This is a genomic window from Roseovarius conchicola (assembly GCF_041403425.1).
GTDB classification, from domain to species: domain Bacteria; phylum Pseudomonadota; class Alphaproteobacteria; order Rhodobacterales; family Rhodobacteraceae; genus Roseovarius; species Roseovarius conchicola.
In genome coordinates this window covers 457443-471009 of sequence record NZ_JBGEHK010000003.1, presented here as the reverse complement: position 1 = coordinate 471009, position 13567 = coordinate 457443, and the positions used below count along the sequence as shown (strand labels likewise).

Genomic DNA, 13567 nt, shown 5'->3' with positions numbered 1-13567 from the left:
CTCATTCGTCCTTGTCTGTCTTGAACCACAGCTCGGGGTCCACGGGCGTATTGCTCTCTCTGACCTCTATATAGAGGGTTTCGCTTTGTTGGGCAGTGATATCATCCTCTGTCTGGGATAAAATCGCCCCTGCGTCCAGTTGCGGCCCTCCCATGATGCCCACAGGGCTACCACCGGGCAGAACCTCGCCGATCTCACCATAGACTTGCTCAAGTCCGGCGAAAACCATCAATAGCCCGGCTTCGGGTTCGAGAATAATCACATTGCCGTAATCCAGCAGGGGGCCGCGATAGCGGATCGTGGCGGCCGCCGGTGTGCTGACCATCGCATGGGGCCGGGTGACCATGACCACACCGGGCCGGGTGATGCCAGCCGCATCAGGCTCGCCTGCGCGGCGCAAGATTCGGCCTCGTACCGGCAAAGGCAGGCTGCCCTTGCGATGGGCGATGCCCGGCAGGCTGCCTTCGACCTCGTCCACTGCGATCTGGCTGAGGCCGCTGGCAAACCCTTCCAATGTCTCGGTCGACGCAATCAATACCCCGGTTTTGACCGGGTCTTCGGTAAAGCGCTTGGGCAGGTCGGTGCGGTCGGAAATCGCCTGGCTGAGAGCCGCGCGGGCCAATTGTGCCCCGGTCAGCCCGTCCTGCAGCTTGTCCACCGCACTTTGTTGCAGGGCGCGCAGGATGCTGACCTCTTCCAACTGATCCCGCAATGCCTCGGCCCTTTGGGTCAGCGCAGGGGTCACCTCGGCCATGATCATGCCCGAGCGCGCGGTACCCACCGGTCCGGAGGGGTGCAGCAGCAATACCGGCGAGGGCGAGGCGCTCATGTTCTGCAAAACGCCCAGTAGCTGCGAGATTTCGGCGTCCCGCGATTGCAGTTCGCGGGCCAGCGTCTCTTCGCGGATTGCGGCGCGGCGCAACCCTTCGCGCAAGGCTTGCAGCCCTTCTTCGTAGGCATGCACAGTTTCGGTCAGCGCCTTGACGCGGTCGCGCGCGCCATCTGCCTTGTCCAGCAACTGCGCGGCGTTTTTCAATCTCTCGGCTGCGGCGCGCGCGGCGCTGGCGGGATCAGTTTCGGCCTGGGCTGCCCCTGCAAGCATCAAAGTTAAGGCAAGAACCAACCGTTTCATTGGATCAGGCTCTTTCCTGTCATTTCACCGGGTTGTGGCAACTGCATCAGCTCCAGCAAAGTTGGTGCCAGATCACACAGCCGCCCCGAGGACAATTTGGCCCCCCCTGGCCCACCCACAAGGATCACCGGCACCGGGTTCGTTGTATGAGCGGTGTGTGGCCCGCCGGTTTCGGGGTCAATCATGGTTTCGCAATTGCCATGATCGGCGGTGATGATCATCGCGCCACCTGCTTCGGCCAAAGCGTCTACCACCCGTGCCAGCCCCTGATCGACTGCCTCGCAGGCCGTCATGGCGGCAGCCAGATCACCGGTATGCCCGACCATGTCAGGATTGGCGTAATTCACGACGATCAGGTCATAGCCTTCATCAATCGCGCTGATGAAATGCGTGGTGACCTCATCGGCAGACATCTCGGGCTGCATGTCGTAGGTCGCGACCTGCGGCGAGGGTGCCATGTAGCGATCTTCGCCCGGTTCCGGGTCTTCCTTGCCACCATTCAGGAAGAATGTGACATGAGGGTATTTTTCGGTTTCGGCCAGATGGAATTGCGTCTTGTCGTGTTTCGAGACCCATTCGGCCAGCGTGTTCCCGATGTCCCGCGATGGAAACACGGTATCGACCCAGACGTTGTGATCGCGCGAGTATTCGACCATTCCCAGCATCGCGGCCCAGCTGGGGCGAGGTCCGGCTGGGAAATCGTTGAACCCCGGCTGGGCGACGGCGCGCATGATCTCTCGCGCCCGATCAGCGCGGAAATTGAGGCAGAAGAAGCCGTCGCCATCCTGGGCGCCCTGATAATCGCCGATGATAGTGGCCGAGATGAATTCGTCCGTTTCCGAGCGGGCATAGGCGTTTTTCACCGCAATCTCGGGCGTGTCACTGCGCGGGCCCTTGGCAAAGATCATCGCTTCATACGCCTCGCGCACACGCGCCCAGCGATTATCGCGGTCCATTGCGAAATAGCGTCCGGACAGCGTGGCGATCTGCACACCTTCGGGCAAAGCTTCGGCCAGTTGACCCAGATAGGTCAGCGCGCTTTTCGGCGCCACGTCGCGCCCGTCGGTCAGAGCATGCAGCACCACCGGGATCTCCGCTTCGGACAGAACCTTTGCAGCAGCGACGATATGGTTGATATGCCCGTGCACTCCCCCGTCCGAGATGATGCCCATCAGATGCGCCGTCCCGCCCGAGGCCTTCATGTCTCGGATAAATGCCTGAATCGCCTCTGCCGTGCCAAAACTGCCATCCTCAATGGCCAGATCAATCTGACCCAGATCCATCGCCACCACCCGGCCCGCACCGATATTGGTATGACCGACCTCGGAATTGCCCATTTGTCCGCTGGGCAGGCCGACGTCAGGGCCATGGGTGACCAGGGTGTTGTTGGGGCAGGTCTGCATCAGCTTGTCAAAAACCGGTGTGTCGGCCAACAAGGGGGCATTGGCCTCGGTCACATCCGAAAGACCCCATCCATCCAGAATGCACAGAACAACGGGTTTGGGTACTTGCATGGGTTTCCTGCCTCTTCAGGCAGGGTTCTACCGGTTTCGCCGGGCAGGGTGAAGCCGAGGTTTGCGGTAACAGAGGCAGTTTGTTGCAGTTTTTCGCGTAGAGTCCACGTCAAACCCGATGATAGGGGCTGCCCGCCAGAATCGAGGCCGCGCGATAGAGCTGCTCTGACAACATCACCCGGGCCAGCATATGCGGCCAGACCATCGCCCCGAAGGACAGTTTCATATCCGCTTTGGCCAGCAGTTCAGGTGCAATCCCATCGGCACCGCCAATCACGAAGGCCAGGTCGCCGCACCCTGCGTCGCGTATAGTGGACAGATGGCTGGCAAATTTCGGGGAGGAGAAGACCTTGCCATGTTCGTCCAGGGCAATCAGGGTTGCACCATCGGGGATCACCTTGCTCAGCAGGGTGGCCTCGGCTGGTTTGCCGCCGCCTTTCTTGTCCTCCACCTCGTGCACACCGCCAAGCGTCAGGCCAAGCCCACGCCCGCTGCGTTCAAACCGTGTCAGATAATCCTCGATCAACGCGCGTTCCGGACCCGCCCTGAGGCGGCCGACCGCGCAGATATGAACGCGCATTCAGCTGGGTGTGGCGGCGGCCTCGGCCGCGGGCAGCCACATTTTCTCAAGCTGATAGAACTCGCGCACCTCGGGACGAAACACATGGACGACGATATCGCCCGTGTCGATCAGAACCCAATCACCGGTATCCTTGCCTTCGATCTTGGCCTGCACGCCCAAGTCCTGTTTCAGACGAGTGGCCAGTTTCTCAGAGATCGCACTAACCTGACGGGACGAGCGCCCCGAGCAGATCACCATGAAATCGCCAATCGCGGTTTTCCCGCGCAGGTCGATCTGCACGACCTCTTCGGCCTTGTCTTCGTCAAGTGATGATAGGATGCGCGCAAGCTGCGTTTCGCTGTCTGCGTTCATTTTGGGGGTCGATCCTTGCGCCCCTTGGTCAGCGGCATTTGCCGCGTCAGCCGTTAAAGACAGGACTGTGTCCTCCTCTCAATCGCACCGATCTGCCCCGGTGCTGGGATGATTGTCAAAGTAACAAGACACCAAGCATATTTCAATGCAGTCGCATGGGAAAAGCCGCTCAGTCAGGTTTTCTTATGTCACCATGGTACAGACAACAAGTCAGGCCTGTGATCCCGCAACGAGGCATTGCCACGGATGAAGGTTGGCGGGTTTCGGCCCTGAACTGGCGGATTTGGCGCTTGCCTGACACTTGATTGGTGCGGGGGCCTGACGGATAGTCAGCCCCAATCCCTTGGGCGCGCTACCCTTGATGGCAAGGCGACTCCGTTTTTCGTGCATTCGTTGAGCGCGACAACGGCCTGTCGGAAAGAGAGTGGATCAAGGCAAACCATTCAAGAGAGGAGGTGTCACTTGACTGAGCCGGCGTTTTTTCAATTCTCAACCGCCACCGTCATCATCTTGCTTCTGGGCTTTTACGGCGCGACATTCTTCATGTCGACTTTCGTGAACCGCAAGCAGGAAAATGTCGATGGTTACATGGTCTCAAGTGGTAAGGTGGGCTTTGGCATCTCCGCCGCCAGTATGACCGCCACCTGGATTTGGGCCGCATCCTTTTACGGCGCGGCGATCTCGGGGTATAATTATGGCCTGTCCGGGCCGATTCACTACGGGCTCTGGGGCGCATTGATGATCCTGTTCATCTATCCGTTTGGTCTGCGCTTCAGGGCGTTGGCGCCGAAGGCACACACCCTTGCCGAGATTATGCAGGCCCGGCACGGTTCGGGAAGCCAGCTGATCCTCGCAGGGTCCAACCTGCTGGGCAGTGTCATCAGTCTGATGGTGAACTTCACTGCCGCGGGCGCATTGGTGTCGGTGCTGTCACCGCTGTCATTTCAGGCGGGTGTGCTGATTGCCGGGCTGGGCGTGTTGTCCTACACGCTGTGGTCCGGCTTCCGCGCCTCGATCCTGACGGATTTCGCGCAGGTGGTGGCGATGATGTCCATCGCGGTGGTTATCATTCCGTGGGTCTATTTCAGCGCGGGTGGTGCCGAGGCGCTGTCCGAAGGGCTAAGCCGGGTGACCGAACAACAGGCCGATTTCTTCTCGACCACAGCGATTCTGGAGCAGGGTGCACCCTTCTTCGTGGCGGTGCTGGCCTATGCCATCGGCAACCAGACCATCGCACAGCGTCTTTTTGCGGTGCGCCAGGACCTGATCAAACCGACCTTCATCACGGCAACGCTGGGCTATGGCTCGATCGTGATCGGCTTGGGGATGCTGGGGATGATGGCGCTTTTGCTGGGCATCGCACCTCATGAGGGCGACGTGAACAATATCATCCCGCAAATGGCCTCGGCCTATCTGCCGCCGGTGATGATTGCTCTGTTTTTCATCCTGGTGATTGGATCGCTGTCGTCGACCGCGGATTCGGACCTTTCGGCGCTGTCGGCGATCATGATGACCGACATCTACGGGCGCAATCTGGCCAAGGGAAACCCCGATCCCAAGAAAATGCTGATGCTGGGGCGCGCAACGATGATCGTGGCCACCGCGGCGGGGCTGATTTTTGCCAGCTTCTCGCTTGATATCCTTGTGATGCTGGTCTTTGTCGGTGCGCTGTGGGGGGCCATCGTGTTCCCGGTGATTGCCAGCTGCTACTGGAATCGGGTGACCAATGCCGCGTTTGTCTGGGCCGTCATTGGCGGGCTGTTGTTGTTCTGTGTGGTCCGGTTCGAGCTTTTGGCCATGACCGGCGCAGTTGCACTTGGCTTCGAGCTGATCGCGGCCGTTGGCGGCGGCGTGGTGCTTGGGCTCATGGCGTTCGGCTTTTTCGGGCGGGTCATGGGGCTGGTGATCGGGCTGATCGGAACGGTGGTGGCGATTTACTACTTCTCGGGCTTTCTGCGTGACTATACGGTGCTTACCGCCTCGCTGACGGCCTATGGGGCCAGCACGATTATCTGTGTTGCTCTCAGTCTCATGACCCGCGAAGAGTTCGACTTTGACCTGATCGCCCAACGTGTGACAAATTTCGATGAAACCGAAGCCAGCCCGAAAGCGGGCGTCTGAAAGGAGAGCATCCCATGCTTGCAACCTATATTCTGATCTGGCCCGTGATTTCGGCCATCGTGCTGGCCGTTATCGTTCTTGCCTTTGTCAAGGATCTCAAGGCCGCCCGTAAAGACGGCGACCGGATGGTCTGACAGCGAAGAAAACATATCTCAGCAGCGCAAGGGGCATTGGCGTGGCGTCGGTGCCCCTTTGCCATGATCGAGGTCAGTCAGGTACGCTCGGCAGTTCCGGCTCGTCGCCCAGCATACGTACCTCGCGCTGTGGGAAGGGGATTGAAATGTCGTGATCCTGGAATGCGTCCCAAAGCGCCAGATAGACATTGCCGCGAATATTGGTCAGCCCGCCGGTCGGATCGGAAATCCAGAACCGAAGGATATAATCGACCGAACTGTCGCCGAACCCCACGATATGACAGACCGGGGATTTGAAGCTCAGCACCCTTTCCACGCCCTTTGCCGCGCCTATCGCGATCTTGCGCACCAGATGCGGGTCACAGCCGTAAGACGTGCCAAAGTAGATATCGAGCCGCACGAAATCGTTGGAATGCGACCAGTTCACCACCTGCCCGGTGATCAGGTCTTCATTGGGGATCAGGTATTCACGCCCATCCCGTGTGACCACGCTGACATAGCGGGCCCCAAGCGAATTGATCCAGCCGAATGTGTCCCCAAGGCTGATGACGTCCCCGGGCTTGATCGATTTATCCAGCAGAATGATCACGCCCGATACGAGGTTTGACACCACCTTTTGCAGACCAAAACCAAGGCCCAGACCGATGGCACCGGACAGGAAAGCAAGCCCGGTCAGGTCAACCCCGATCGCACGCAGCCCCAGAAAGAAGGCCGCGCCGTAAAGGATGACTTGCAGGAACTTGACGGCCAGCACCTGCATCGAGGGCGAGATTTCAGTGTTGCTTTTGATCCGCGCCGCGGTTGTCTTTGACAGGAAACGGGCAACAAAAACCAGCGCCCCGATAACCACGATCGCCTGCAGCACGATCCACAAGGAAATGCGCGAGTCCCCCAGCTCAACAGCCGCGCTGTGCAACAGCCTCTGGGCATCCTCGGTAAGGCCCAGGATATCGAGGGTGACCCATGTCCACGCGGCATAGCGTACCACCGCACGAACAAAACCGTTTACAATCAAACGGGTAACAAGGGCGATGACCAGCCATGCCAGCCCCAGCTGAGCCCCTATCCCGATCAGGTAAGACCGGCTGGGCCAGGTGAATTCCAGCATCCCCCAATAGAGCGGCCAGATCAGGCAGACGAAGAAGATTAGTGTAAGGCGTCGGTGAATGACAACGCCAAAGCGCATTTTCCATTTCGGCCAGCCTTCGCGGGCGCGCAACCAATCGCGCAGCTTTGGGCCCAGAAACCGGCTTAGACAGTAGGCAAGGATGAGAATGCCGATGACGATCACGACCTGATACGCATTCCAGGGCCGTAATAAACCTGTCAGGAACAACTGCGCCTGATCCCAGAGGTTCAGCGCAATTTCCTGCGCCACCTCAAATTCGTCGGTCGCTTGTTGGACCTCTTCGACGACTTGCTGGGCGCCGTCTACGGCTTGATCAATCTCTTCCATTGCGCATGAGATTGGCACGAGTGCGTAGAGGCAACAAGCCTGCACTGGACAGCCGGGCCGCTTTGCGGTCATTTCATCTGGAAAAAGGAGAGCCCGGATGACAACTGCCCTGATCACCCATGATGATTTTCTCAATCACGTCACCCCACAGGGGCATCCTGAATGTGTCGCCCGGCTTGAACATGTGTTGGCGGCCCTTGAAGGCAAGGACCTGCTGCGTGAAGAGGCGCCTTTGTGCGAAGAGGCCGATATCCTGCGCGCCCATCCTCAGGCCCATATAGATCATGTGCGCGATATGGCACCGGCGGAAGGATACGTATCCCTGGATGCGGACACATGGATGTCTCCGGGCAGCTACACGGCGGCCTTGCGGGCGGTTGGTGGGGCGCTCCGTGCGGTGGACATGGTGATTGGCGGGCAGGCGCAAAACGCCTTTGTCGCGTCGCGACCACCCGGGCATCACGCGGAAACGGCGGATACCATGGGCTTTTGCCTTTTTGGCAATGTCGCCCTTGCGACGAAACATGCGCTGGATCATCACGGGCTGGCTCGCGTGGCAATCATGGATTTTGATGTCCATCACGGCAACGGCACACAGGATCTGTTGTGGGATGAGAAACGTGCGCTGTTCTGCTCCAGCCATCAAAGCCCGCTCTGGCCCGGCACCGGTGCCGCCCACGAGCGTGGCGCGCATGACAACATTCTGAACGTGCCCTTGGACGGGGGCACCAATGGCGCCACCTTCCGCGCCAAGATGGAGGCGCATGTGCTGCCCGCGATCACGGCGTTCGGGCCCGAGTTGATCCTGATCTCGGCCGGGTTTGATGCGCATCGCGCCGATCCATTGGCCGGATTGAACCTGGAAGTCGAGGATTTCGCCTGGATCACCGAAAAACTTTGCGATCTGGCCGCTGATCACTGCGGGGGCCGCGTGGTTTCTTGTCTTGAAGGCGGGTATGACTTGCCCGCGTTGGCAGCCAGCGCGGCGGCCCATGTCGATGTGTTGATCAGCCGTGGCGCCGCCTAGGCGGACTCGGAATATCTTTCCCGGCAGGCGCTTTCTTCAAGCAGCCAGTTGGTGACAATGTCACTTTCCGAATGGCCCGCGCTGCCTTCGCGCTGCAACAGATAGTAACCCGAATTCGTGCGCACATGTTCGCCGCCCAAAGGGCGGACCAGCACACCTGATTGCAGATGCCGATCCACCAGATGCCCCCATCCAAGGGCAATGCCCAAACCGTCCATCGCTGCCTGAATGGCCAGCGGGTAGGTGTTGACGAAGGTAGAGTGGCGCACGCGCTCGGGGTCGGTACCTTTGCGGTTCAACCAGGTTTTCCAGTTCAACCATTCACTGTGATTGTTGGTCACTTCGATCAACGCGTGATCAGGCAATTCATCAACGCCGTGGATTTGCACATGGTTTTGCAGATATCCCGGCGCACAGACAGGAAAGACCGTCTCGCCGAACAGCTTGGTGGCGTGAAAGCCCGGCCATTTGCCATCACCCCGCAGGATCGAGATGTCAAAATCATCTGTCAGGCATTCGCTGTCCAGATCGGACGAGACCAGGGAAATGGTGACATTGACGTTGGCCTGGTGAAACTTGGACAGTCGGGGCATCAGCCAGAGCGAGGCGACGGAATTGGTGGCTGACATGCGCACCGTGCTGCGGGCGCGGTCGCTCATCATCTCGCCAGACAGGCGTGCGATGCTTTGCAATGGTCCGCCAATCCCGTTCAACAGCTTACGTCCCTGATCGGTTAACTGTACGGACCTGTGCCCGCGTACAAAAAGCGCGCAATCATAATGCAGTTCGAGCAGGCGGATTTTGCGGCTGACGGCAGTTTCGCTCACATTCATTTCCTTGGCTGCAGCGGCAAAACTTTCGAGTTCCGCAGCCGCCTCGAAGGCGAGCAGATAATCCAGTCTTGGAAGTACCGAACGATCTTTGAGCATCCTGCGTTACCTGTGCTAATGTAGCTTGGCAATAAAACTAGAAGTGTGGTCCCACTTTGCCAAACTTTTTTTGGGGCAAAGCGCAACCAATTTAGAATCTGAGCCTGTGGGTTTCTTTGTCATACTCCCCCCACCAACATGGCCCCGGCGCAAGATCGGGCGCCAAACCAACGGGAGAAATCATGAAAACGAAATTCTTATTTGCAGCCTCAGCAGTCGCAATGTCGATGGCCACGGCTGGCTTTGCCGAAGATAGCTCGGATCCCATCGTGATCCCCATTCACAACTGGTCCAGCCAGATCGTGATGAGCAACGTTGTCGGCCAGATCTTCGAAGAGATGGGCAACAACGTCGAATATGTGACAACCGACAGTCAGGCCGTGTATGAATCGGTGCGCCTCGGTGACGTGACCCTTGAACTGGAAGTCTGGGAAGGGGCGTTTGGCGCATCTTTCCGTGCCGCCCTGGAAAAAGGCGGTCTGCATGACGCGGGCGATCATGACGCGGTGACCCGCGAAGACTGGTGGTATCCGATGTGGACCAAGGATGCCTGCCCTGGCCTGCCCAGCTGGGAAGCTCTGAACGATTGTGCGGAACTGTTCGCTACGGCGGAAACCGGTGATAAGGGCATGTTCCTTGACGGCCCTGTCGACTGGCTGAAGCACGGTAAAGAGCGCGCTGAGGCACTGGATCTGAACTATGTTGTGGTAAATGCCGGATCGGCTGCCGCCCTTTGGGCGCATATCGGCGCTGCCGAAGCAGACAAGAAACCGGTCCTGGTGTTCAACTGGACGCCGAACTTTGCCGAAGCAGTCTGGCCGGGCGAGTTTGTCGAGTTCCCCGCATGGGAGGATGGCTGTGACACGGATCCGGCCGTCGGCCCCAACCCCGATGCGCTTTATGATTGCGGTAACCCTGCCAATGGGTATCTCAAGAAAGCGGCCTGGGACGGCATGGAAGAGAAATGGCCCGATGCCTATGCTGTGCTGAAGCAGATCTCGTTCACCAACCCGCAGATTGCGGCGATGGCCAAGCTGGTCGATATCGACGAGATGGAGCCTGAAGAAGCCGCCGAAGTCTGGCTGGAAGAGAATGAAGACGTCTGGAGACCCTGGATCGACTCTATCGGAAGCTAAACTCAAATCTTGTGAAAAAGGCCCTGTCCCGCCACTTTGCCGGGGCAGGGCGCCTGACGAATACACCCGTTTTCCCGCTCCAAGCCCTTGGAAAGGTGCCGCCTAAATGAACACCGACACACCGGTCATTTCCTGCAAGAACGTCTGGAAACTTTTTGGCCCGCACCCCGATAAATACCTGAGCCAGATGTCACCGGGCCGGTCTTACGAAGAAATCAGCGCCGATGGCTATATTGCCGGGGTCAAGGATGTTTCGGTTGATGTGGCCCGTGGCGAGATGCTGGTGATTATGGGTCTGTCCGGGTCGGGCAAATCCACATTGGTTCGGTGTTTCTCGCGCCTGCACGAGATCACGGGCGGCACGATTGAAATTGACGGGCAGGATATCATGGCGCTGCCCGAGAAAGAGCTGATCGAACTGCGCCGCTCGAAAATGGGCATGGTGTTTCAGTCTTTCGGCCTGTTGCCGCACCGCACGGTGCTGGACAATGTAGCCTTCCCGCTGGAAATGCGCGGACAGGATCGCCACACGCGGCGCGACCGCGCTCTGGAAGTGATCAAACTGGTCGGACTTGAGGGGCGCGAAGAATATTTCCCGCGCGAACTGTCTGGCGGGCAGCAGCAGCGTGTGGGCATCGCCCGCAGCCTCGCCATTGAACCCGATATCTGGTTTTTGGATGAACCTTTCTCGGCGCTCGACCCGCTCATTCGTCGTGAAATGCAGGACGAATTCCTGCGCCTTCAGGAGATGCTGGGCAAAACCATCGTCTTTATCACCCATGACTTCGACGAGGCCCTGCGCCTTGCCGACCGGATCGCGATTATGAAAAACGGCGCGATTGAGCAATGCGATACGCCCGATCAGATCGTGCTGAACCCGCAAACGCCTTATGTGCAGAAATTCACCGAAGAGATCGAGAAGTCCGTGGTTGTGCACGCAAGCGCGCTAATGGGACCGGTCAATGGCGCAACCATCGAGGGCGCGCCTGTGCCGGGCAACAAAACCATTCAGCAACTGGCCCGTACATTGGTCAATGATAACCGCGAGGCGCTGCCTGTGGCCGACAAATCGGGTGCGGTGATCGGCGTGATGCAACGCCAGAAGGCGCTTGATCTGCTTTTGGGGTCTGACTGAGATGGCGGACGTCGCCACACCGCTTGCCACGTCCCCCAAGGGCAGCGAGCGTGATGTTGTCTTGCAGGTTCTGCTGGTCGCCGCCCTTGTGCTCACCGCTGCCAAGCCGATTTTACCTGATTTCCTTGTGCGCCTGCCCGAGTCGTGGATTCCGCCCTTCGCCATTTGGCTGGATGCATTTTTCGAGTTCATCAAGGGCGACATGGAAACCGGCCGCTGGGGGCTGATTTATCTCACCCGGTGGTTCACCGAAGGCCCGTTGTCGTTTGGCTTGGGACTGACGGCCAACGTTCTGGAGGGCAAACACCGCTGGCCATATCTGGCGGATCCGCTTCCGTGGTCCTCGATCGCTGCCTCAGCCGCCGTTGTGGGATATTACCTTGGGGGCTGGCGCATGGCGCTGTTGGGCGGTGGCACATTTGTGTGGACAGCCCTCATGGGGCAGTGGAGCATTACGATGCAAACCCTTTCGGTACTGGCCGTGGCCGCGCCATTGGGTTTTGCCATTGGCCTGGTCGTAGGGATCGTGGCATGGAAGTACCGCTCGTTCGACAACGCTATTAAACCGATGCTCGCGGTGATGCAGACGCTGCCGTTTTACACCTATCTTTTGCCTGCTGTGATCTTTTTCAAAGTAGGCCCGACGGCGGGGGCCATTGCCACGACGATCTATGCCACGCCGCCGATGATCCTGATGACAACGATTGGCCTGCGCAAAGTGTCGCCCGAAGTGGTTGAGGCCGGGAAAATGTCGGGTGCGTCGCGCTGGCAGATGCTGACCAAAGTGTTCCTGCCCTCGGCGCGGACCGAAATTCTGGTGGGCGTCAATCAGGTGATCATGCTGTGTCTTGCCATGGTCGTTCTGACCGCCTTTATTGGCATGCCCGGACTGGGCGGCAAATTGCTGGCCATGATGAACAGTTTCAAGCTGGGCCGCAGCCTTGAGATCGGGATTACCATCGTGCTGGTCGCGATCATGCTGGACCAGATGTCAAAAGCCTGGGTTGCCAAACAACCCGAGCATTTCGAGCGCGGAACGCCGTGGTACATTCGTCACAAGTACTGGGTATTGTTGGCCGCCGCGTTTGTAGGGTTCTACATTCTGGCACAGTTCGTCGACATCCTGAACGAGGTGGGCCGCCGCCAATCCCTGTCCATGGGGCGCGAAATTGACGGTGCGATCAAAGGGTTCCTTGCGCTTGATTTCATTCAGGCGATCACCGGCGCGATCCGCTATGTGCTGAATGTCTGGGTGCTGATCCCGTTCCGGAACGCCTTGCTGTGGATTCCCACATCGGCCTTCATCCTCTTCATCGTGGCCTTTGCCTATTTCGTGGGGGGCAAGCGCCCCGCGATTTATGCAGCGATCTTTTTCTCGCTCGTGGCCTTGTCGGGATGGTGGGACCGGTCGGTCATCACGCTTTACTCGGTGCTGGCGGCGGTGTTCCTGTCGATGCTGATCGGCATTCCACTGGCGATTTTCGCGTCCCGCTCTGAAAAATGGTCAAGACGCATATTGCTGGCTTGCGACAGCGCACAAACCTTCCCCAGCTTTATCTATCTGTTGCCCGCGATCATGTTGTTTGGTGTTTCGGATGTCACCGTCGTGTTCTCGATCGTGATTTTCACCACCGTGCCCCTGACCCGCTACACCATCGAAGGTTTGCGCAATGTCCCGCCCGAGATGACAGAGGCCGCGGATATGTCTGGCGCGACCCGCTGGCAGAAACTGACCTCGGTACAATTGCCGCTGGCCCTGCCAACCATGGCCGTGGGCTTCAACCAGGCCATCATGTTTGCCTTCTTCATGGTGATCATCGCGGCCTTTATCGGCACGCAGGATCTGGGCCAGGAGTTGCAGCGCACCTTGGCCGGGACTGATCTGGGCAAGAACTTTGTGCTGGGGATTTGTGTCTCGCTGATGGCGCTGACCTTCGACCTGGCGATTCTCAGCTGGGCCAACCGGCGCAAGAAAGCTCTGGGATTGTGATGATGAGTAATGTCGAGCGTAAACCGCGCAAACGCGACGCCATATCTCTGGAAAGGGGG

12 protein-coding genes are annotated in these 13567 nt (G+C 58.8%); 6 read left to right on the top strand and 6 right to left on the bottom strand.

From position 1 onward, the window contains the following. Position 1: 1 nt before the first annotated feature. The 4 genes from V6N02_RS11540 to rsfS form a co-directional block, all read right to left on the bottom strand. Complete coding sequence (locus V6N02_RS11540) at positions 2-1132, bottom strand: murein hydrolase activator EnvC family protein (RefSeq protein ID WP_371225731.1); 1131 nt, start codon at positions 1130-1132, stop codon at positions 2-4. Next, the gene (gpmI, locus tag V6N02_RS11535) at positions 1129-2646 is read right to left on the bottom strand and encodes a 2,3-bisphosphoglycerate-independent phosphoglycerate mutase (protein ID WP_371225730.1); all 1518 of its coding nucleotides are present in this window, start codon (positions 2644-2646) and stop codon (positions 1129-1131) included. The genes V6N02_RS11540 and gpmI overlap by 4 nt, the downstream gene beginning before the upstream one ends. A 109-nt stretch (positions 2647-2755) precedes the next feature. Continuing rightward, positions 2756-3226: a 23S rRNA (pseudouridine(1915)-N(3))-methyltransferase RlmH gene (rlmH, locus tag V6N02_RS11530; protein WP_371225729.1), complete on the bottom strand. Its 471-nt coding sequence runs from the start codon at positions 3224-3226 to the stop codon at positions 2756-2758. After that, entirely contained in the window at positions 3227-3580 is a 354-nt protein-coding gene (gene rsfS / locus V6N02_RS11525; protein ID WP_371225728.1) for a ribosome silencing factor, read from the bottom strand. It lies immediately after the preceding gene. Between the two features lie 462 nt (positions 3581-4042). Between rsfS and V6N02_RS11520 the strand changes: the two genes are divergently transcribed. Together V6N02_RS11520 and V6N02_RS11515 are read left to right on the top strand one after the other, a co-directional pair. Further along, positions 4043-5701 (top strand): sodium:solute symporter family protein, encoded by a 1659-nt coding sequence (locus tag V6N02_RS11520; protein WP_371225727.1) that lies wholly within the window; start codon positions 4043-4045, stop codon positions 5699-5701. A gap of 14 nt (positions 5702-5715) precedes the next feature. Then, entirely contained in the window at positions 5716-5835 is a 120-nt protein-coding gene (locus V6N02_RS11515) for a putative transporter small subunit (protein WP_371225726.1), read from the top strand. Positions 5836-5908: 73 nt separating this feature from the next. Here V6N02_RS11515 and V6N02_RS11510 read toward each other — a convergent pair whose 3' ends face one another. Further along, the gene (locus V6N02_RS11510; RefSeq protein WP_371225725.1) at positions 5909-7291 is read right to left on the bottom strand and encodes a mechanosensitive ion channel family protein; all 1383 of its coding nucleotides are present in this window, start codon (positions 7289-7291) and stop codon (positions 5909-5911) included. A gap of 97 nt (positions 7292-7388) precedes the next feature. Here V6N02_RS11510 and V6N02_RS11505 point away from each other — a divergent pair, with 97 nt between their 5' ends. After that, entirely contained in the window at positions 7389-8318 is a 930-nt protein-coding gene (locus V6N02_RS11505; protein WP_371225724.1) for a histone deacetylase family protein, read from the top strand. Here V6N02_RS11505 and V6N02_RS11500 read toward each other — a convergent pair. Continuing rightward, positions 8315-9247 (bottom strand): LysR substrate-binding domain-containing protein, encoded by a 933-nt coding sequence (locus V6N02_RS11500; RefSeq protein WP_371225723.1) that lies wholly within the window; start codon positions 9245-9247, stop codon positions 8315-8317. The two genes, V6N02_RS11505 and V6N02_RS11500, sit on opposite strands and share 4 nt — an antisense overlap. A 221-nt stretch (positions 9248-9468) precedes the next feature. Between V6N02_RS11500 and V6N02_RS11495 the strand changes: the two genes are divergently transcribed. The 3 genes from V6N02_RS11495 to V6N02_RS11485 all read left to right on the top strand — a co-directional run bounded on the left by V6N02_RS11495 (position 9469) and on the right by V6N02_RS11485 (position 13508). Further along, entirely contained in the window at positions 9469-10383 is a 915-nt protein-coding gene (locus tag V6N02_RS11495) for an ABC transporter substrate-binding protein (RefSeq protein ID WP_371225848.1), read from the top strand. 106 nt (positions 10384-10489) lie between these two features. Continuing rightward, a complete protein-coding gene (locus tag V6N02_RS11490; RefSeq protein ID WP_371225722.1) occupies positions 10490-11518 on the top strand; it encodes a quaternary amine ABC transporter ATP-binding protein in 1029 nt (342 codons plus the stop codon). A gap of 1 nt (position 11519) precedes the next feature. Further along, the gene (locus V6N02_RS11485; RefSeq protein WP_371225721.1) at positions 11520-13508 is read left to right on the top strand and encodes an ABC transporter permease; all 1989 of its coding nucleotides are present in this window, start codon (positions 11520-11522) and stop codon (positions 13506-13508) included. Positions 13509-13567 lie beyond the last annotated feature (59 nt).

What these genes read in the sequence shown, in the direction of transcription:
- V6N02_RS11540 (WP_371225731.1), bottom strand. Translation starts at nt 1,132, where the DNA reads ATGAAACGGTTGGTTCTTGCCTTAACTTTGATGCTTGCAGGGGCAGCC.
- gpmI (WP_371225730.1), bottom strand. Translation starts at nt 2,646, where the DNA reads ATGCAAGTACCCAAACCCGTTGTTCTGTGCATTCTGGATGGATGGGGT.
- rlmH (WP_371225729.1), bottom strand. Translation starts at nt 3,226, where the DNA reads ATGCGCGTTCATATCTGCGCGGTCGGCCGCCTCAGGGCGGGTCCGGAA.
- rsfS (WP_371225728.1), bottom strand. Translation starts at nt 3,580, where the DNA reads ATGAACGCAGACAGCGAAACGCAGCTTGCGCGCATCCTATCATCACTT.
- V6N02_RS11515 (WP_371225726.1), top strand. Translation starts at nt 5,716, where the DNA reads ATGCTTGCAACCTATATTCTGATCTGGCCCGTGATTTCGGCCATCGTG.
- V6N02_RS11510 (WP_371225725.1), bottom strand. Translation starts at nt 7,291, where the DNA reads ATGGAAGAGATTGATCAAGCCGTAGACGGCGCCCAGCAAGTCGTCGAA.
- V6N02_RS11505 (WP_371225724.1), top strand. Translation starts at nt 7,389, where the DNA reads ATGACAACTGCCCTGATCACCCATGATGATTTTCTCAATCACGTCACC.
- V6N02_RS11500 (WP_371225723.1), bottom strand. Translation starts at nt 9,247, where the DNA reads ATGCTCAAAGATCGTTCGGTACTTCCAAGACTGGATTATCTGCTCGCC.
- V6N02_RS11495 (WP_371225848.1), top strand. Translation starts at nt 9,469, where the DNA reads ATGTCGATGGCCACGGCTGGCTTTGCCGAAGATAGCTCGGATCCCATC.
- V6N02_RS11490 (WP_371225722.1), top strand. Translation starts at nt 10,490, where the DNA reads ATGAACACCGACACACCGGTCATTTCCTGCAAGAACGTCTGGAAACTT.
- V6N02_RS11485 (WP_371225721.1), top strand. Translation starts at nt 11,520, where the DNA reads ATGGCGGACGTCGCCACACCGCTTGCCACGTCCCCCAAGGGCAGCGAG.